Source organism: Paenibacillus sp. S-12 (assembly GCF_030363895.1).
Classification (GTDB): domain Bacteria; phylum Bacillota; class Bacilli; order Paenibacillales; family Paenibacillaceae; genus Paenibacillus_B; species Paenibacillus_B alvei.
The window spans coordinates 250,050-269,602 of the sequence record NZ_JASIUF010000011.1 but is presented as its reverse complement, the minus strand read 5'-3'; the positions used below and the strand labels follow the sequence as shown (position 1 = coordinate 269,602).

The window sequence follows — 19,553 nt, the reverse complement described above, 5'->3', positions numbered from 1 at the left end:
ATTGCCCCTCCAGATTAATGAGCCGACTAACTGATGTAAGTGGGAAGAAAGCAGAGGGGCAAGCGCGATTAAGCATTTCTAAGAGTAATAAGTAATATTGGCGTAGAACATAAGACCAGCAGGATTGCCAGGCGTGACAGGCGGGTTAGGGCCCAAGTAGTTCGTGACAGTGAATGAAGCGAGAATCGCGTATAGTCCCCCTGCTGGCAGCGGGTTACTTCTTACATTATAAATGCGAATGTTCTGCCAATTATAAGGCAAAATTTCAACCAATCCTGTATTGGCATCCATACTGCCGTCAGTCAATACGGGAGGAGTAAGTGTTGTGATATAAACGGGACTTTCTCCTGCGAAATTGTAGACATCGAGACGTGCAACATGTGCATTATCTGCAAATACAGTAAGACTAACGTCAAGCATTACTGAGCTTTCGCCACTACCAACCCCTCCGCTAAAGGCAGCAAATGCCCTTACCTGGTTATCTGTGGTTGTTGAATCCCAAATATATTCGGGAGTTCCAAATCCACTAGTATCGTTATTATACTTAGTGATGTTTGGCCAGACTGGATATTGAGAAATGACGGTAGCTTTGTTGCCAGGGGCATTTGTTACAGCTAAACTAATTGCTGTGAGTTGATCATCTGCTATATAAGTGAATTCATTGCTTGCAACGATAGTTTGCCCTACAAAAGGCATACGTGACACCTCCATGAGCATGATATCTCTGTTCTCATGCAGGATATTCATATGACGGAAGCTTGGATTGGACAAATGTGCAGGAAAGAATGATTCGTTCGATCAGTCAATCAAATCCAATAGGGCGGGGATAACCACGCCCCATCTATGTATATTTGGGCATGATGTTATTTTGGAAGTTTCCTCAGAAACTGCTCGATCGCATCCATATAACCCGGGATCGTAATTTGTCTTGGAGCGAATAGACTAATCAATAATGCCCGCAAATTCGAATTCGCTGTTTGCTTGCTCAGCATAGAATGATCCGCGTCAGGGAAGACAGCAACGGTCAACAATCCAGGCTTCACAATGTCTCGATAGACCCGCTCCGTATCCTTCACATCGACCTGCAAATCTTCTTCACCTAGAATCAGCAGTACAGGCGAGTTGAAGTTGCGAAGATCATCCGTGGCATCCGACAAGAAATTTTTGCCGGCAAATATCCATCTGTCTCTCGACATCAAGCTATTTTCACGTGCGATTTTGGCATACTCTTCATAGGAAGCATGTTTCTCTAACAACTGTCGCACTTGTCGGTTATAGGCCAGTCTGTCTTGAATTTCTGCTTCCGATTTCCCTACAGCCAGCATTTCCCTGCGTGTATTGTATTGCCCTTGACTAATCCAGTTGATCGCAGGGGATAGAAGAAGGCTGAAAGCGAGCTGCTCCTGCTTGGCAAGCTTCGGAATGACCCAGCCCGCCTGACTCGCTCCCCACACCCCAATCTGCTTTTCATCAATCATTGGCTGCTGTTTTGCCCAGGCAATCGCCTGACGGGCTTCTTTCACTCGGTCATCTATGCTTTGATGCTCCCAATTGCCTTCCGAACCGTTAATGCCTCTTTTGTTAAGAGACAAAGAAGCATATCCAAGGGAAGCCAGCCGTTCCCATAGCGGCTTATAGCCGTCCTCGTGTGTAGCGTCAATAGGGCCGTCCCCATGAATGAATAATACAAGTCCAAGTTTGTTCGTGTAGTTCTTAGGCAGGACGAAGCTGCCTGTTAATTTGCCTTGAGGCGTCTGGATTTCAACAGCCTGTTCATCCATATCAAAATCGTACTGATTCAAAATATATAGTCCAGTACCGCCAAAAATCAAAACAATCAATAGTAAGGATATCGCTAGTTTCTTTTTCATCTTATTTTCTCCTTGTGAATAGCTCTCTATGATTTCAATCTTCGGGTCATATAATTCCATGTTCCTTCATTGAAAAAGAAGTGACGCAGAATACTATATTCTTGTTTATAGGTAGAGAAGGATAACTGCTCATACAACTGTTTTGCCCGCGGATTTGAACCTGCGACGTGCAAGCTTAGTAAGCTCAGGCCTAGTTCCGCTAGGGCAAACTGCTGCGCCCATTCCAACAGCAATCTTCCAACTCCTTTGCTTCTATGATGGGGGTGGACAGCCACGTCAGCAATATAACATTCCTTAGCTAACGGCTTATGTTCTAGTAGGGATAATCCAATTACCAGTATAAGGAGGTTCCATTTTCCAATGTAATTAACATCCTTCCACACGGGAAGCTTGCTCGTTGTTTCCTGAACTTCTGCACTTGCACCCCATTTGATCGATAACGTACCGATCATTTCTCCCGCTTGCAGGGCGACAATTCTACAGCTCGCCGGTTCAGAAGGGGATTGCTCCAACAGCTTCTCGAAAAAGAAAGCAAGATTCTCCTCACTCAACTTCGTTAGGTGTTGAAATTTCCCGCGGAACCCATGAACGAGCAATCGGCCAACCTGTGCATTGTACTTATCTTGCATCGGTTCAATCGTGATTTGTCGCGCAGTCATGATCATTGCCTCCTTTAGAATTGGCTATAGGCTCTACCAAGATTTGCAGCTCGTAGTGCAACTTGTTGTTGCTAAATAAAGATAAATATGATTTTTCAATCAGGATTAGAGGGCCTGAGAGAACATAAGATTGCGCAGCCGCATATTGATAAAACTGTTCAATGATTTCATCAAGTTCATCCTCTTCTTCAATGACGCACTGCTGTGTTAGGTAATTCCCCCCAGGTAGAGCAAAATCCCCAACGCCAGGGTTCTGCGCTTCCAAACATAAGCTGTGGCTAGCATCATCATGATAAATATAGTGAATATCCATTTCGAACAAGTTCGGAATGGGCTTTGATTGCTCAACCAATTGTTTGGCAGTAAGCTTTGTAAGGGAATCCGTCTCTATCCAACGTGTGAAATAGGTGATATCTCGTCGCTTGATAGGATAAGAATTGGACTTTTCCATTTCGTATCGCTGCTCCTGCAGCACTTTTTTGATAAACTGTTGCGTCTCCTTAAGCCGCCGTATTTCCGCTTCGATATCGCACAGGGAAGAATGAAGCAGCTGTCGATATTGATCCGCAGAGAAGGAAGTCATACACTCCTTAATGGATGAAACAGGCACTTCAAGCTTGCGAAGCAGCAGAATTTGCGCCAACTGGTACACTTGCTCCATGTCATACATGCGATACTGGTTGTTAGCTGTGTAGCTGGGTTGAAGAACGCCTTTCTCTTCAAAGTAACGTATTTGATGGACTGACACATTCATCAGCTTCGCTAATTCACTAATTGTAATTTCACTTTTCATCATGTTCACTCCTAAGGGAAAAGCTTGGAATATCTCAACGATATACCTTAGGTCTGACCTAAGGTCAAGTAACAATTTTAAAACGCTGATAAAAATGGAGCAGCTTGCTCTATAAATGGTGTGTTATGTTGTTCACAATAAAGGGCTTCGATTGTAAATGTGACATTTGATCTATTTACCATGCCAATATACATTGAAAAAAAGACGCAACAAATAGGATAGATGTATCTTTTCCTATATTATTGTGAGGGATAGGTTGATTGCTGACTTCCTTTACTCGCATACTAGCCATAATCAGGCATGGAACCCCTTGCTGCTTAACGATCACTGAATCACGGAGGTTCTTTAACTCCTGATTATTTTTTTTACATGGTAAAAAGGACATATCTCTAGAATTGACTTGATTGGAATTGGAAGGGAGAAGATATAGGGTGGAAAAACGCTGAAGGCACAATTTTCCCAGGCACAATCGCTAGAATGGAAGAGACAGGAACCTATATAAACAACCAGCCGCTAGTTCGCTTTACCGTCCGGTTCATGGATGAAGGACAGACAAAAGAGGTAGCGATCAAGAAAGTCCTATCATTCTTGAACGGAGTGAAGGTTGGGGATCCGGTCGTCATCAGCTACAATCGGAGGAAGAACAGCGCAGTATTTGTCACGGAGGATAACATTCCGGAGCAAGATGGACTGAAGATGATCAAGGATGCTGTCTTAAGTCGGATCGAAGAACGCGGGCAAATCAATCGCAGCCGGGTATTACAGCTCCACTTTACGGCTGACGGCCGGGATTATGCTGTGCCTGCATTGGAGCTCTCTGGGTTTGCATACCGCATTGGGGAGAGGGCTAACCTCGCATTGTCTCAAGATGCGGCTAGAATCTACAGCTATGGGAATGCAGTAAGCTTCGAAGACAACAAGCAAGTGACCATTTAGGGAGAAGTGATCCGCATCGAGGAATTTCCAATACGATTTCGGATCGTCAACTGATGATGCTGGAAACCATTCTGACCGATGAAGCAGAACGGCTGCGCAAGTCGAACAGTCTCTTCGTCCCGAAAGGCTTTCCTGTGAAAGCTGGCGTGGTCATTCCGGTTGTCATGCGAAAAGACGATTACGAGAAGGAGCTCCGTTTGCAAAAAGGGAAGCAGGGAGCTGCCATCGTGACCTCAGTGCGGTTCGTAGGCACGCTCGGAGAACGTCCATTGGCGCAGATTACGGTGGAAAGAGCCGGAGGCAGCTATCATATTCACCAATCTATTGAGCCGTTATATGGTGTAGAGATTGGAGACGAGTTGTGGATCGCCTTATCCGGCCCACTTGGCCAGATGGTTGGCGATCTTCTTGACGTTCCGGCAAATGGCGGTCATGCCTGTTGGTTAAAGGGGTTACATATCATATCGAAGTCTCGCCTGTTAGTTCAAGGGCTTCTGATTTTGTATGAATGTCCCTGAATTGGGGATTAATAATCGGTATAAATTATTAAATTCGGGAGCTTTCCTTATGACACGTATTACTCAGCGGTTTTTGAATTCATTCCTTAAAAGACGGGCCAAGAGGGAATTTGTGCTGCAAGAAGATGGGTGCCTTCTGAATCAGCAGTTCACTTTGGATTTACAACAAAATGAGAAAATGATGAACGAGCTGTTCCGAAACTGTTCGGATGTTGTATATCGTTCAGTTCAACTTCATGGGCAAATGCAAGCACTATTGATCTATGTTGATGGGATGATTGATAATGTAAGCTTGGAAGAAACCATTCTTAAGCCGCTAATCAACACGGGATTGCCGCATGAGTTGAGTAAACTGGAATGCTTGGGAGAATTGATAGCTAATCAAGCTGTCGCTACCCGGCAAATCAAGCTGACAGATCGTGTATCGGAAACAGTACAGGACATTTTAAGTGGCCACGTCGCCGTGTTTGCAGCAGGGGAGCACCAGGTTTTGCTCGCCGATCTTACTAATTTTGAAAAGCGTCAGGTTTCTGAACCGGAAATCGAATCCGTAGTACGCGGTCCCCGTGAAGGATTTACCGAATCCTTACGAACGAATACGAGTTTGCTGCGTCGAAGGTTAAGAAGCCCAAGGCTGAAAACCGAAGCGGTAACCATCGGTGCATTGTCTCAGACGGATGTGGCCTTAGTGTACATTGAAGGCATTGTAGAAGATTCCATCTTGGACGAGGTCCGAAAGAGAGTTAGCCGTATTGAGATTGATGCAGTACTGGATTCCGGATTCATTGAAGAATTTATCGAAGATGCTCCCTTCTCCCCATTTCCAACCGTGCAGAACACGGAACGGCCTGACGTTGTACTTTCAAGTTTGTTGGAAGGCAAAATCGGGATTATTGTTAACGGTTCCCCGTTCGTACTTATCGTTCCCATGACCTTTTGGTCGGCCCTTCAGGCGGCAGAAGACTATTACGAGCATTTTATCTATTCCACAGCCATTCGATGGCTGCGGTTCACGTTGCTTTTCATTTCGATACTCCTTCCTTCCCTTTATGTTGCAGCTACGACGTTCCATCCGGAGTTAGTTCCAGCAGAATTATTGCTAAGTATCGCCGCCGCTCGCGAAGGCGTTCCTTTTCCGGCCGTTGTAGAGGCGCTCTTGATGGAATTTATGTTCGAGGCATTAAGGGAAGCCGGGATTCGTTTGCCCAAACCGATCGGTTCAGCGGTTAGCATGGTTGGAGCATTGGTGATTGGGGAATCTGCAGTCAATGCAGGGATCGTTGCTGCTCCTCTGGTCATTGTTGTCGCATTTACTGGCATCGCATCATTTTCTATTCCACGATATAATTTTGGACTCGCTTTTCGACTCGTTCGGTTTCCTCTTCTGATCTTGGCGGGGGCACTGGGTTTATATGGAATTGGCCTTGGATTGATTGTACTGCTTATTCATTTAGTAAATCTGCGTTCTTTTGGAGTGCCTTATCTCACTCCGATTTCCCCCGAGATTCCCGGAAACTCAAAGGATATTTTTATACGAGCGCCGCGATGGGCAATGCGAGATCGCCCATTTTTTGTAGGAAGGGATAAAGAGCGCATTCCGGAAGGTCAAAAGCCTGATCCGCAACGTGGGAAGCGTACATAAATAGATATTTACACACCAACATGAATTGCATTGGATAGGAGCAAGTCTTATGAAAATCTCCGGACTACAGCTCTTTTGGCTGATAGTGAGTACTGAAACCGCATCAGGTATACTGTTTACGTTGACTCCAGCTATCGCAGAGGCCAAGCAAGATGCTTGGATATCCGTTTTACTGTCGGGAATCATCGGTCTTGGTGTAGTATACCTAGCTGCTAAGATAAGTCTATTATATCCGGATCAAACCTTTATCCAATTTAGCCAAACGATACTGGGAAAATGGTTAGGAAAAATCATTGTCCTCCCTTACTTTGTGATGTGGTATTCGATAGATGGAGTGATCTTGCGCGATTCCTCGGATTTTTTACACCTTGCATTATTTGAGAAAACACCGTTAACGGTGCTATTGTTCACACAATTGATCTTAGCGGTTTATGTTATTTATACAAGCGGTATTGAGGGCATCGCCCGTTGCAGTGAAATTGTGGGTCCTATTATAGTCCTAATGGTTTTGGGTACCTGCGTTCTTAGCTTGAATCATTTGGATTGGCAGCAATTAACTCCAGTTTACGCCGATTCCGGGTTAGGGCCGATTTTGAAAGGGGCACTTCCAAGCGCTGCTTTTTATAGTGAAACGGTCATATTGATGATGGTGTTTTGCTTTCTATCCGATTCCCGCCAAGCGCTCCCACGGGCATTGTGGGGAATGGCTGTCCCGTCTTTATTGGTTTTTGTGGCGGCAGCGGTGGCTATTATGACGTTTGGGCCGATACTTTCTTCGCGGATGTGGTATCCTTTCTATGATATGTCACGTTTTATTTCCGTTTTGGGTTTTATTCAAAATGTTGATATCCTGGTTGTGGTCGTCTGGATGTTCTCTGTTTTTACCAAGCTTTCTTTATTCCTGTTTGCCACTACTTACGGAACCGCACAATGGTTGAACATGAAGGATTGGCGAAAGTTAATTTGGGTCGTTGTTCCGATCATATTCGGTTTTTCACTATTGCCAAAAAACATCGCGCAGGTCATGATCGATTACCCACAAAAATTTTGGCTGCCCTATGTCATGCCGATTAACGTATTCGGAATTCCTCTTTTATTATGGATTGTCGGGACGATCCGTAAAAAGAGATCCAACAAGAAGGTGAGGCAACAATGAAACAAAACAGGGTGATTTTTCTTATTTTCATTTTGCTCATGCTGTTGACGACAGGTTGCTGGGATCGCAAAGAATTGAATGATCGAGCCATTATTATCGCATGGGGATTTGATCTGAACAAAGATGGAACGTATCGGGGGACGACACAGTTTGCGCTCCCATCGAAAATGGGCAGCGGTAAATCGGCAAGTCAGGGCAACAAGGCTTTTGTTACTGTCTCGGGAACTGGTAAAAATCTGTACGAAGCCGCTAGGGATATGCAACTTAAAGTTTCCCGTACATGGTTTTCCGGGCATCGCAGGGTAATTCTGATTGGAGAAGAGTTAGCGCGACATGGTCTTGCAACAATTTTGGATCAATTAAGCCGGGATCCCATTGTACGGCTGCGAGCAGATATGTTCGTTTTGAAAGGCGGATCGGTGCAGGATTTTCTTGAATTACCCTATCCGTTGGAACGCCTTTCGGCGAATGCTCTTGTCAAAATGCATGAGGCTGCTGGGTTAAATCCAGATCTCACCTTGCGAAACTTTTTGATGTCCGCTTCGAGCGAGGAAAGTTGCCCCATTTTGCCTGCCGTTGAAAAAACGGACAGCCCTTCTAAAGAAGGTTCGGAACAAACAGCTCCTGAGATGAAGCTAAGGGGCTTCGCTATTTTCGATAAGGAAAACCGTCTCGTTACCTATTTGCCGATGAAGGAGAGTTTCATCCGGCAATGGATCGTAGGGAAATTAAATTCCAATGTCTTCACCGTCAATATTCCTGGGGAGAAGGGAAACATTTTAGTTGAGTTAGACCATTTGAAGAGAAACATCAAAACATCCCAGCGCGGCAATAAGGTTAGTATTACCGTTACACTTGGCGGAAAAGGTACAATTCGGGAAAATAACACGCGACTAGACTTAAGAGAGTCTAAAAACGTGATATTGGTACAGCAAGAGCTAAATAGACAAACCGGCAAATTTGTTCAAAAGGTAATCCAAGAAGCACAAGCCCTCGGTACAGATATTTTTGGATTCGGGGAAGCCTTTCACCGGCAACATCCTTATGCATGGAAAGGGATAAAAAAGGAATGGGCTAACAAATTTGCCGAGGCGGAGGTTATCGCTTCATTACATCTGCAAGTTTGGGAAGAAGGGAAACTGGGTCCGTCGGGAATTCTGAAGGAAAATGAAATGAAAAGATGAAAGTTCGTAAATCTGCCAATAATCGCACAAAAAAGGCCTTATTTTAGCCATAAGGTCTTTTTTTGTACTAAAATATACGAATGAGAACTTATAACTCCGCTTATTTGCGATAAAGGAGAGGATTACTTTGGATAAGCAGTCATACGCAAGATACCTGCTCCATCTCATGGATGAAGAAGTAGAAGCCGATGAAATGATTGATGAGGACTCGCTCTATGGATATTTTCAAATGTATATGCCGAGCGGTAAAGGGGTGGAGCCTACCTTTGCGCCGCTGCAAGATGGAGACGCCTATTTACAGCGAATTGTACAAATGTATGACATCCTCGATCCCGCGGATTTTGGCGGTGACACGGTGCCAGGCTATTTTACTAGTAAGGTTGCAGATGTGCCTCAAGATATGCTGAGGAGACATGGCGAGCAGCTTATTAAAGGGCTAAAGGAACTGCTAGATGAGTTTAAACAAATTGAAGGTGCGGCAGATACAGCGGCATACCTGTCTGGAATAAAAGAAATTCAGCTTCTGCCGCATGGGAAAATAGGCACTATCCGCCAATCTCACGATCCTGATGTTTATGATGCGCTGTTTGAGGTTGTGAGTGAGCACAAGGATTATGATGCACCGATTGAAATTCTAGACGAGGCCTATTACTCGATTGCCTGCGATTATTGGATTTCTTATTATTTGCAGTGGCATCGCTACGGACTTAAGGGCGACCCGTTCGCACCGTATTTCAACTTATATAGACTGGGATATTCCGCAACCTTCTCAGAGCACACGCTGTATATCGGATCGTGAACGGAAGGTGAATGTTGAGGTTAGGTTGATTGACGAATAAATTTGATAGAGGCGGGATTCCGTTGAAAACAGCAAATGAAATCTTTACGATCATCCGAACTGACGGCTTCTTTGAAAAAGTCTTCCTAGTAGAAGGGGATTGGGATGCAGAATTAGATGCTAGAGAATCATCTGCATTCGATGCGGCATGGAACGCTAGCTACGAAACCCTACATAAGAAAGATCCCACTGAAAGTGCGACAATTCGAAATATTAGAGAATATGCATTCAAGCAAACGTTTCGACTCACGCAAAATTCCGAGCTGGCCAGTTATGTGTCTGATGACCTTGGTCTCATTGCCAAGGCCTTCGACAGCAAGCTCGCCAATGCATTTGTCAGTAGACTCTGGAGTTCCTATCTTAAAGGACAGTTTCCAAAATGAACCAAATCGTGATTGTTAGATGAAAGAACAACATATGGAGGGTACTCAACTATGGCAGAACGCATTCCATGCAAAACGGAAGGCTGCAGCTCGACGATCCTGCCGACTACGGCGGCTAAAACAGGCGGTATCTGCATGCCCTGCCAACAGGAACAAGAACGGAAGAAACGGCAAGCGTATATTAATCAGCATCGCAAAACGGTGAATTTGTATGAAGGCTTGACGAACCCGATAGACATTTTGAAGGTTATGCATACGCAAAGAACATATAATCCGCTGATTCAATATGTTGCTTACCCGTATAGTAGAGAACAAATCTATGTATCTTTAACAGTTGCAGAGGCGGGGCAAATGCTAAAGTATGCGGTGGAGCAATTGGATGCAGGCCATGAGGATGAAGCAGAACAAATCCTATTATCGCTCGTGTGTTACCGGAATGATGATATTTCAGAAGTTCTGCCCAAGCTTATAGAGCGTGACCTATATCATTCCTCGATCTTATTTAAAGATGCACCTTCCGAAATACGGGATCGCCTGCTCCAGCAAGTGGAATGGGACGACGACAACCGCAATCATATCCTACTCATACTGAGCTGGATTGGTGACTCAGAGGTTGTGAGACAATTTGAGGAATGGCGGCTGCATCCGCCGAAGTGGGCGGGACAGTTGTTCGTCAATCCTGACGTGTATGCCTTAGAGGGGGGCTGGGAGCTCTCATCGAATGGGGAAAGACGTGATTTGATCAGTAATTTATGCTACGCGATTCGTGCAACGGATGAACAGCAGGTAGATTCAGGAGCGGAGACGTCTGCTGCGCACTTCCTAATGACCAGAAATTCCCATTGTCCATGGTGCGAGAGAAAGCTCACTGTCTTGATGGACGCGGATACCACTCATTCATCCTTGTCGTATCTCGGCCTGTCTACAGAACGCCTGCAAGTAGCAACATGCGAGCACTGCGGTAGCTTCAGCACCATTTACATAGAGCTCGATCAACAGGGGGAACCGGTCTGGAGTCAATTCAATCAGAAGCCCGATTATTTGCCTAGTCTGGATAATGAGGACATCAGCGTTGCAGTTGAAGATATGAAGCTTAGCCTAGCATCTGAGCCTCACTCTCCGTACTATGCTGCATCTTGGACATTGACTCAGCAAGACTCGCAAATCGGAGGCCACCCAAGCTGGGTGCAGGATGCCGACTATCCGCATTGCCCTTGCTGCGCCCAAAGAATGCGGTTTATCGGCCAGATGAACTGGGCTGATTTTGACCAATATGGTGAAGGAATTTTCTATATGTTTATTTGTGTTGAAGATAGGTTGACGGCTACATTATACCAGCAGAGCTGATCCACGCTCGCAACAAACGCGGCTCGTAGTGATCAGAACATTGCAGATCTGCTTCTCGCTACGGAAGGAGCGGTTCGTCTATCGTTGACGGCGCAAGAAGAGGGAGCTGTTGATGAAATTTTATATGAAGAGTCACTGAGCAGTATGAGTGAGAAGATTCGTCTCTTAGATTCACCAGTTCTGCTGCATGCAGTCGTGAACGGCTATAACTGGGATGATGGTCCAGAGCCTATGCTGTCCGCCTTCGAGAATCCAGACACCCCCGAGATAACGCTGATGGATATGTACGAACTGATGGAAGGGGAGTACTGGCTGGAGAAGGACGAGTCTGAGCTCCGTAGAACGGCGGAGGGAATGCGCTGGAAAGAGCTTACCACAAGGTTGAAGGAAAGATTGGAGCAGGGCCCTTTGAACAGGGGTTAGCTTTCATTAGCAGGGCATGTGAACATCAAAACAGTAGGCAGGAGCATATTTATTTCTTGGTTGGGAGGAAAGAACGTTGAATCAGGCTGTACAAGCTTTTCTGAATGATGTGTGGGAAGAAGTCACTTCGATTTACGCAAAAGAGAGCAAAAGGCTGAGCGAATTTAAGGATAAAAGAAGTTTACAGGCTGGAGTGAAGGATTATCTTCGAGTCGCATGGAGAAAAGGCAAGTTTACATGGGCAAATGGAAATATTCATATCGATGTATACAAGCCATTATCCTGGAGTGACAGTTCGTATAAAATAAATGCGGATGCATACATAACAGAGTTAACCGATGAACTTCTCATTGAGGAATTCTTTCCTGCCTTGTGCGAACAGGTAGAGCGACTGTTCCGCTCTGAGGAGCTGGGGATCCGTTTCTTTGATTATAAGTTTGAAGTAGTATTGGAGTTTGAATGGGAACAGTCTACATTATCACTTAACCAACCGTTCATCAATGAGCCAAAGTTAAGTCAACTGAAACAGACCCTGGAGCAATTTATTCAATCAAAGGTATTATCTGATCCACCGGTCCTACCAGCAAAAGATGACTATTTCTTTTTTGCCAGTCATTTGGTCAATCCTGATTTAATGAAGCAGGAAGTAGAAGAAATCGAGCCGTTGATCCGACGACTCAATGATAAGCTGAAGCAGAACCAAGAACGCAAAAAAGAATGGACCAGCCGATATACTTATACCTTCAAACGCTGGGCGGAGGATTACTTTTTACCGCAGCATTTTAACCAAACCGGTTATTATCGAAACGAATGGGTGTTGAAGGAGGAAGCGATTCCTTCTTCCGCAGATGCTGGAGAATTGGAGTTCTTTATTTATGCAGCCGTACAAATTGGCTTCACCGAGCCGGATAATCGGCTGAAGTACCTGGGACTTGCGGCGCAATTGGGTTCAAAGCGGGCAGCAGATTATTTGAAAATAGGCAGCGGTAAATTTGTGAGCACCTATCGAGGAGAGAAAGTAGAGGCCCACAACAATGATGTGACGAAGACAATCGACATCCGGATTCTCTCTGAAGAGGAGGCAGCATACGCTGAAGCGCTCGATTATATCATCGATCTGTTGCGGCAGGGTTTCCCCAAAGAATACAACCTAAAGCTGAAAAGCAGCCAAAAGCATATCCTTCCGTATAAAAAGCTGGCGAAGTCCAAGCTGCATCGTTTTTTTGCCAATGCACTCAGCTATCCGGCGCTGTTCCCCAAAGTGGCAGAATATGCGGAGACGGCAATGGAAGAGTTCGCATGGTACAGCGATGTGGAGCCCAGCAAGAAATCGGCTATGCCGGGCACTTATGCTGTACTAGGCCTCGGCTTATATAGCGAGGATTATTTCCCATTGGTATGCCGTTATATGGGCATGGTGGATACAGAGCACCAAATGGTGCAGGATGGATATCCGCAGGCATTTATCGAGGCGCATGGCGTCAAGCCAGAGCATATGCCAGTGATCGTATCTATGTTGCTGGGAGGCATTGACGAGGGGACGAAGGTAAAAAATCTGACTATCGACCGCCCTGAACTTGCAGAGGCGCTTATCGAGGCATTGCAAGACAAAGAGAATTATCAATGTGAGATGGTTGTGTGCCGAATCTTTGGAAGCGTAAAGAAGCTGGAGGGAACAGCACGAAAAGCAGAGTCGCCGCTTAAAGAAAGACTGGAGCAGCTATTGGCTCTTTCGCAATGTTAACTCTATTGAAAATTAGCCTAATAAATAGACAGGAAAGCAGCGACATTGTGTGTATAAATGATGTTCTGATCCATAAGGTCTACACATTAAAGGGGGAAACAAAATGGAGAAGACGGATATCTGCGACATTTGGTTCGATTTTGCATCGTCCTTTGTGGATAAGAAGAATGATTCTGGCTGGGATGCCTTACCCCCAGAGGAACAAGAGATCACTGCCTTGTGGCTGCTGGAAGCTGACCTCTATAACGGCGGGTTTATTCAATTTTTCTGCAATTGGGGAGCAGCGGCATATCTCCATGCGGTTCGAGCGCTACAAGCGATTGGGGCGGTTCATGCACTCGAAATTATACAATCTGGATATGCCTGTATCGAACGGTTGTCAGGAGACAAGCGCCTTACACAGCTATGGGATATTCCGCAGTTCCTTACTGAGGAAGAGATAGAGAGACTGGATAAGTTGGACGAGCAATTTTGGGAAGACCCGGATAAAATCGCGGAAAAAGCACATCGATACTACGTGGAGCAGTTGGGAATACATACTCCGTAGAAGGGTGTTTTGTGACGAGATCGACTGTAATTACCTTACTGTTCAGTGGAAATAACGGATTAGACCAGAACCCTTTATCATATAAGGAGGCTCGGCCTTCTAAATCATTTGATATTTGAAAATTAGTTTTAGACTCAACATCCGAATAAAGGAATTCATGGATATAAACTGGATAATAAATAATTACATGCGATTACTATAATTGAGAGGAGGCGATGTATTGGATAAACGGGACTATATCAAAAAAGGATTTGAAGCTTATTATCGCCGATATGACCAAGTAACAGAGGATGGATTTTGTAGATGGATGGTACCAGACGTTCCGGGTGAAATGAAGGCTACCGACTCTAATGAGGAGTGGTCGATATGGAGATTAGTTCCTTCTACCGTAACTGATGGCGACATTTGTGCGCTGGAAAAAGAATTCGGGCTGGACTTTCCGGAATGGTATCAAGCATTCATTTCAACCTATCATCACTATTTCGGCATCGTACCAGAACAACCGATCAATAAGCCGTTACGCAACATTCAAGATATGTATAATCCAATCCTGTGCAAGTGTGGTTACCTTCCATTCGCCTGGGACTCCGAGTATGGTCACATATTATGCATGGATCTTACTGGCCCGGATGAGGAGCACTATGCAATCTATGAGATTGACCATGAAATATTATTTGATTTTGATGAAGAAAAGACCGGGCGCGATCAACTGAAAGCGTCAATGAAATTTTTGTATCCCAATTTTAAATCGTTTTTTGACTATGCTTTTGAATTGAAATAGTCTTTATTTTCTTCTGACAGAAGGAAATATTCTTGTCCCTGCTGTATAGCGAATCTCCCATTACTAAAAAGAAGAAGAGCCCTCGTCCGAACGTGGGCTCTTCTGATATTGGTTGCATGATGCTTGCTCGGTCTTGTTAGGCCTCTTGCAGTTGTCGAACCAACTCCTCCGCATACTGCTCTGTAAACCGAAGGTGGCCATTCACCTGTACGATCCGTCCTTCATGAATGCGGCGATCCAACCAGTCTGAAATAAAGGATGGGGCATAGCCGCCTTGACCGAACTCGCCGCCGAAGGCGATCATTTTCTCATAGATACCCAGGTACTGCTCACGGCCGGTCTCTGGATATGACTTTGTATATAACCAAAACTGCACATCATACATCAAATACGAGCCTTCATCTGCATGAAAGGAAAAATGGCCTTTCGCTTCGACAATCTGTGTACAGAACCGGCGGATTTTCTGCTCAATCTGATCCACTTCGATTACGTTAGCGCATAACTCCTCCAGCAACGGAGAAAATTTGCCGTGAGTTACCCTGTAAAGGTCTGCTAGCTTATCCTCCTCAGAGGTATCATAGTCCTCTTCGCTCACCAAACCTTTAATAAACGCTTCGAAATTATCGGCTAGGAACGTAATTTCATAATCACCCTCCTGATCGACATGAATCACTTCCGGTTCGCCATCTCTACCGCAGGCTCGGTAGTCCAGCATGACCACGTCATGGCCTGCCGAAGGACAGTCACAGATCACAACGCCAATGTCAGGATATCCCCAGTCCTCAATCATAAACGGACTTCCAAATTCCCCGCAAAGCGAATAGTTCTTCTCTCGGCCGATTCCCAGAATTCCTGAGATTGCGATATGATCCTCCGCCCAAGAAGTAGCATCCTCGGTCGGAAAGCAGGTGTTCTTTGGAACTCCGCCATTGCGGTGCTTCATCAGTGCGATATAGGAGGACGGGAGCTTATATCCCAATTCTTCCTCGATTGAAGCGATCAGCTCATCTGTAGGCGGCTCGGATAGATATGCCTCTCTTGCATACTCGCTGTCGTCCCAAAAATCGTCAAGCGACATATCTGAAAATGGCGCATCTACTGATAATCCTGCTGATCCATTCTCTTTCAAGGCTGCTTCTTTCTTCGCTGCAATACGGCGTTCTTGTTTTTGCTGTTTTTCCGCTTTTTGCACACTTAACCGCATTAAGTATTCGACATCTTGATCACCAGGATGTAATTGATTAGCGGTACGCAATGCCTGAACTGCTTCCTTATAGCGCTTTACATAATAAAGAGCAAAACCTACCCGATAGTGCCACAGCGGATCGTTCTGTCCCGCTTCAGCGATGCTTTCAAAATGATGGAGCGCTTCTTCATAGAGTTCCAAGTTATTATAAGCTCGGGCCAGTCTACTTATTATGTCGTAATCCCGTTCGTTCTCGGGTATGGCTAACAGTGCATCCACAATTCGCTGGTGTTCATCATCTTCATGCCATTGATTCAATTGATCGATATGTACTTGGTTCATCGCTGCCTCCATGAATTCTATAAATTGTACATCACTTTATACCGTCAGCCATGCGGCACCACCGCCCGCGATCGCCAATAGAGCACCCGCTGATATGATCCATATATGCTTTTTATCTAATTTCACTTCTCCAATGACCCGGGGCAGTAGCCATACAAAAGCAATGGGCGCGTAGGCACCCTGTACCGTGCCCCAAAGAACCATTTGCTTGGCTTGCGCCAGATAAGCACCGGTCGAATCTGGTCGGTCGAAAGCTAAGGTTCCTGCGGTTCGTACGTTCCAATAGGCAATAATCGCGTACAAAATTAAAATGGACAAGGTAAAAGAGACCGTTAGTGTAAACTTAATTTTGTCATGCGAGAACCTTTTTTGCGAGGAATTGGTTGGAGCCAACCCAACTAGGTAAAAAACAAAGCCTACAAAAACAACGCCTCCTATAAACACACATTGAATCGTATTTACAGCGGCCCCCGCCATCAACAGTAAAAACGTCATTTCACCCTCCAACTGTTTGGATTAACAAACATCACCCTATCTGACGATTAGAAGTTTCACAAGTAACGATATCGGAGTATTGACTCCAATTGTTGAACGCCTTATATGCGAACAAGTATAAATCATGGTATCTTCTACCTTTCTAAATAGTAACATCAATACATAGTTGTGTACATTTATAAGAGCACGATCAGGGGGAGTGAATGGGGAGCATGCTCAGTTCATCGTATGAAGAGTTCATTAATCTTGCATGCAAAGAATTCCTCTCCCTTTCTATATGTTACAATTGAATTTATGTATGGCAATTTTGGATTCCGAATTAGTAGATATCCCCGATATATAAGGAAGGTGTAGATCATGTTAAGCGAGAACAACAAGAAGAAGCTGGAACGAATTGTTCGGGAACATCACTTCGAACACGCGTTGGATTATTTACAGCATTCTGTGCGCCAAGGGATTCGTCTGTCCAAAAAGGGGCCAGAGAATGACAAGGAGATGTGCTCTTCCCGCATTGGGGGCGATCCGGATCTGCCAACTGACGTAGAGTGGCCGCTTGATTCTAGCGGAACCGCCATGACGTTCCTGGCTCAACTGCGTCTAAGTGATTTGGCGGCTGTTGATGAGACGTCCTTACTTCCGGTGAGCGGCATGCTTTCCTTTTTCGTTGGCGTAGATGAACCTGCCTATCATATTGAACACAAGGTATTCTATCTACCGGAGGAGAAGATGCAGGATGCCAAGCGGCGTCCTTCGCCAGAGGTAACTACGCTTGAGGAGAAGTTTACCGGTTACAAGGTAACTGCCAGATCCACGATTGAGCCTCCCAATTTCGGCTATGTGGATTACGAGCAAGTAGAGGATGATGAGCATGATTTCGAGCAATACGAAGAACTTTGCTTCGAATTGAATGAAGAGAGCTCCAACGATCTCGCCCTTATGTTCGGTTATCCCGCAACCCAGCATGGCGATTGTGAATATGAAGCGGCGCTTCGACTGTTGACCGGCAAAGCGTACAACTATTCCGTAAAGACGGCCCTGAAGGAGATAACGGCTCATTTGAACGGGGATGCTGACAAAGCGGAGCGTGAAGTCCGCGATACGCTGTTGCTGCTGGCACTAGATTCAGATCAGGATGTTGGATTTTGCTGGTGGGATGCAGGCGAGCTGCAATTTTTTATTCGAAAGGAAGATCTGCTGGCAGGGAACTTTGCACATACGTATTGCTCCCTGTATTCGAGTTAGACAATCATTGAGTATTTCCAATACATCCTTAAAAATGAAAGTTAAGGCACATTCATCGTTATGATATATGCAAAAAACCTCTTCCTGCAATGAATCAACCTTGTCTATGAGCCAAAGGCGTTTGTGAAGGAAGAGGTTATATTGAAATAGGATTCAAGACATTTTCCATGCGGAACGGATCGATGGGGAAGGGCAGTGGACTGGCGGTTGGCCCATCGCATATGGACACCATGGTTTTCCCGCAAACTGCATGTACCCCTATTCCCCGTACAGTATGGCTTCTGCCGAGATCGTTCCCATACATAGCTCTAAGAACGTTGAAGCAACTTGCGCGCTGTCCGCATAGCCTAAATTTCCCGAGTGAGACACAAGAATGGGATATTCATTTTCTTCCGAGCTGCTGCGCATATCCCAAGCATAATGAATACCGCAGCCATCCATGGCAAAGGGGATCGACTCTGGCATATACTCGGGAAATTCATAGGCTAGCATCATTGCCCTGAACTCATCAGCGCTGAAAAACTGAAAATGACGTGTACCATTCCCGAATTCACCGCCATTGGAATAACGAAGGAAATCAAGATAAGCGGCGGGGAGACGCTTGTTCGGAATGAACCATTTTGCCGGATCGAACGGCTGGTATAGCTGATGTAAAGGATCGGTTACAGGAAAGGGATTGCGCTGCCTTCCCCGTATTTCCGTAATCTCCTCCTCAGATAAAGGTTTGTTCCAATGGCTAATGAAATGTTGCGCTTCTAGCTCCGTTAAACCGGGATGCTTCTGGTAGCACACTTCGAATACAGACGCCCAATTCATCCGAGCATTCCTCCTTTTGACCTGTCGATTGATAACATATGAATATTTCAGGGGAAAGTATCACTAATAATGAATTGATTACTAGGATTTTTATTCTTTACTAGGAAAAGGGTCGATTACTTTTTGTTCATAAGAAGATAACACGATATTTGTTGAGGGCGTACCATATTGCATGGAATCATCAATAAATTGTTCTAAACTCTCTACAGAATAGGTTGCTAATTTGACAATATAGCTAATTTCCCCTGCTACCCTGTGACACTCAAGTACATCTGGATGATTACGGCAAAAGTTTGCTAATGATTTACAATCCTTTGACGCAAACAATATAAGTGCAGAAATTGGACGGTTCATTTTTTTTAAAGAAACACGTGCATGGTAACCCTCAATAATTTGTTGCTCCTCTAACTTTCTTACTCGCTCAGTGACGGATGGAGAAGATAAGTGAACAGCCTCTGCTAGATCCTTCATGGAGATTTTCGCATTCGACTGTAATATTCTCACGATGTTTTTATCAATTTGATCCATAACGTATCCAACCTTTTTTTATAATATAGAATAACTAAAATAATTAAAAAATTAAAGCCAAACAATAAAATATCCTTTTCTAGCTTGTTTATGAGCCTTCTATATTTTTATAAAATAAGGAT

General features: G+C 44.9%; 21 protein-coding genes. 13 read left to right on the top strand and 8 right to left on the bottom strand.

The window, feature by feature from the left end:
• Window positions 1–78: 78 nt before the first annotated feature.
• The 4 genes from NO352_RS11225 to NO352_RS11210 all read right to left on the bottom strand — a co-directional run bounded on the left by NO352_RS11225 (window position 79) and on the right by NO352_RS11210 (window position 3,326).
• Window positions 79–696 (bottom strand): hypothetical protein, encoded by a 618-nt coding sequence (locus NO352_RS11225; RefSeq protein WP_289355678.1) that lies wholly within the window; start codon window positions 694–696, stop codon window positions 79–81.
• A 167-nt stretch (window positions 697–863) separates the two neighbouring features.
• Entirely contained in the window at window positions 864–1,871 is a 1,008-nt protein-coding gene (locus NO352_RS11220) for an alpha/beta hydrolase family protein (protein WP_289355677.1), read from the bottom strand.
• Between the two features lie 26 nt (window positions 1,872–1,897).
• The gene (locus tag NO352_RS11215; RefSeq protein ID WP_289355676.1) at window positions 1,898–2,530 is read right to left on the bottom strand and encodes a GNAT family N-acetyltransferase; all 633 of its coding nucleotides are present in this window, start codon (window positions 2,528–2,530) and stop codon (window positions 1,898–1,900) included.
• A complete protein-coding gene (locus NO352_RS11210) occupies window positions 2,505–3,326 on the bottom strand; it encodes a MerR family transcriptional regulator (protein WP_353961251.1) in 822 nt (273 codons plus the stop codon). The genes NO352_RS11215 and NO352_RS11210 overlap by 26 nt, the downstream gene beginning before the upstream one ends.
• A 474-nt stretch (window positions 3,327–3,800) precedes the next feature.
• Between NO352_RS11210 and NO352_RS11205 the strand changes: the two genes are divergently transcribed.
• From NO352_RS11205 to NO352_RS11150, 12 genes are all read left to right on the top strand, one after another.
• Entirely contained in the window at window positions 3,801–4,259 is a 459-nt protein-coding gene (locus NO352_RS11205; RefSeq protein ID WP_289355675.1) for a hypothetical protein, read from the top strand.
• A gap of 53 nt (window positions 4,260–4,312) precedes the next feature.
• Window positions 4,313–4,777 (top strand): hypothetical protein, encoded by a 465-nt coding sequence (locus NO352_RS11200; RefSeq protein WP_289355674.1) that lies wholly within the window; start codon window positions 4,313–4,315, stop codon window positions 4,775–4,777.
• Between the two features lie 49 nt (window positions 4,778–4,826).
• Window positions 4,827–6,419, top strand: coding sequence for a spore germination protein (locus NO352_RS11195; RefSeq protein WP_353961250.1), 1,593 nt, complete (start codon window positions 4,827–4,829; stop codon window positions 6,417–6,419).
• Between the two features lie 49 nt (window positions 6,420–6,468).
• Window positions 6,469–7,575 (top strand): GerAB/ArcD/ProY family transporter, encoded by a 1,107-nt coding sequence (locus tag NO352_RS11190; RefSeq protein WP_289355673.1) that lies wholly within the window; start codon window positions 6,469–6,471, stop codon window positions 7,573–7,575.
• Complete coding sequence (locus tag NO352_RS11185; RefSeq protein ID WP_289355672.1) at window positions 7,572–8,759, top strand: Ger(x)C family spore germination protein; 1,188 nt, start codon at window positions 7,572–7,574, stop codon at window positions 8,757–8,759. Before NO352_RS11190 ends, NO352_RS11185 begins: the two co-directional genes overlap by 4 nt.
• Before the next feature lie 127 nt (window positions 8,760–8,886).
• A complete protein-coding gene (locus tag NO352_RS11180; protein WP_289355671.1) occupies window positions 8,887–9,558 on the top strand; it encodes a hypothetical protein in 672 nt (223 codons plus the stop codon).
• 62 nt (window positions 9,559–9,620) lie between these two features.
• A complete protein-coding gene (locus NO352_RS11175; protein WP_289355670.1) occupies window positions 9,621–9,980 on the top strand; it encodes a hypothetical protein in 360 nt (119 codons plus the stop codon).
• 51 nt (window positions 9,981–10,031) lie between these two features.
• Entirely contained in the window at window positions 10,032–11,327 is a 1,296-nt protein-coding gene (locus tag NO352_RS11170; protein WP_289355669.1) for a DUF1963 domain-containing protein, read from the top strand.
• Between the two features lie 84 nt (window positions 11,328–11,411).
• On the top strand, window positions 11,412–11,750 hold the full coding sequence (locus NO352_RS11165; protein ID WP_289355668.1) for a DUF4274 domain-containing protein: 339 nt from the start codon (window positions 11,412–11,414) through the stop codon (window positions 11,748–11,750).
• Window positions 11,751–11,826: 76 nt separating this feature from the next.
• Window positions 11,827–13,494: a DUF6138 family protein gene (locus tag NO352_RS11160; protein WP_289355667.1), complete on the top strand. Its 1,668-nt coding sequence runs from the start codon at window positions 11,827–11,829 to the stop codon at window positions 13,492–13,494.
• 103 nt (window positions 13,495–13,597) lie between these two features.
• Window positions 13,598–14,041: a DMP19 family protein gene (locus NO352_RS11155; protein ID WP_289355666.1), complete on the top strand. Its 444-nt coding sequence runs from the start codon at window positions 13,598–13,600 to the stop codon at window positions 14,039–14,041.
• 220 nt (window positions 14,042–14,261) lie between these two features.
• Window positions 14,262–14,822, top strand: coding sequence for an SMI1/KNR4 family protein (locus NO352_RS11150; RefSeq protein ID WP_289355665.1), 561 nt, complete (start codon window positions 14,262–14,264; stop codon window positions 14,820–14,822).
• A gap of 136 nt (window positions 14,823–14,958) precedes the next feature.
• Here NO352_RS11150 and NO352_RS11145 read toward each other — a convergent pair whose 3' ends face one another.
• Entirely contained in the window at window positions 14,959–16,350 is a 1,392-nt protein-coding gene (locus NO352_RS11145) for an SMI1/KNR4 family protein (RefSeq protein WP_289355664.1), read from the bottom strand.
• A 36-nt stretch (window positions 16,351–16,386) separates the two neighbouring features.
• Entirely contained in the window at window positions 16,387–16,845 is a 459-nt protein-coding gene (locus NO352_RS11140; protein ID WP_262866729.1) for a hypothetical protein, read from the bottom strand.
• A 357-nt stretch (window positions 16,846–17,202) separates the two neighbouring features.
• On the opposite strand from NO352_RS11140, the gene NO352_RS11135 reads away from it, so the two are divergent.
• Entirely contained in the window at window positions 17,203–18,087 is an 885-nt protein-coding gene (locus NO352_RS11135; RefSeq protein WP_262866728.1) for a YwqG family protein, read from the top strand.
• A gap of 258 nt (window positions 18,088–18,345) precedes the next feature.
• Here NO352_RS11135 and NO352_RS11130 read toward each other — a convergent pair whose 3' ends face one another.
• Window positions 18,346–18,903 carry an SMI1/KNR4 family protein gene (locus tag NO352_RS11130; RefSeq protein ID WP_005550756.1) on the bottom strand — a complete coding sequence of 186 codons (558 nt, stop codon included), beginning with the start codon at window positions 18,901–18,903 and terminating at the stop codon, window positions 18,346–18,348.
• A gap of 90 nt (window positions 18,904–18,993) precedes the next feature.
• Complete coding sequence (locus NO352_RS11125; protein WP_289355663.1) at window positions 18,994–19,431, bottom strand: Lrp/AsnC family transcriptional regulator; 438 nt, start codon at window positions 19,429–19,431, stop codon at window positions 18,994–18,996.
• Window positions 19,432–19,553: the final 122 nt, after the last annotated feature.